This is a genomic window from Parvimonas sp. D9 (genome assembly GCF_035282565.1).
Classification (GTDB): Bacteria; Bacillota; Clostridia; order Tissierellales; family Peptoniphilaceae; genus Parvimonas; species Parvimonas micra.
Map to the genome: position 1 here is coordinate 1 of NZ_JAYKBM010000185.1, position 260 is coordinate 260.

1 protein-coding gene is annotated in these 260 nt (G+C 64.2%); it reads right to left on the reverse strand.

The window, feature by feature from the left end:
- Positions 1 to 247, reverse strand: a 247-nt coding sequence (locus VJI94_RS09010) for a hypothetical protein (protein ID WP_416383685.1), incomplete at its 3' end; no start/stop codon positions are given.
- Positions 248 to 260: the final 13 nt, after the last annotated feature.

The window sequence follows — 260 nt, forward strand, 5'->3', positions numbered from 1 at the left end:
TGCGGCGGATTTCCCGGGGGGCGGCCACCGCGTCGACCAAGAGGTTTACCTCGGGCACGGCAGTTTGGCCATAGGTGGCGCGCATTGCGCCTTGCAGGGCCTCGCGGGGCACGCGAATCATACCGATGCGCCGTCCGAGCGTGAACTGGAGGCCGCTCATCTTTTGCAAGTTCACGGGGTCGGACACTGCGACTACGAGAGTCTCGTTTTCCAGATAGAGCGGCAGGACTCCGTTCGAAACCGCCATCTCTCGGGGGAGG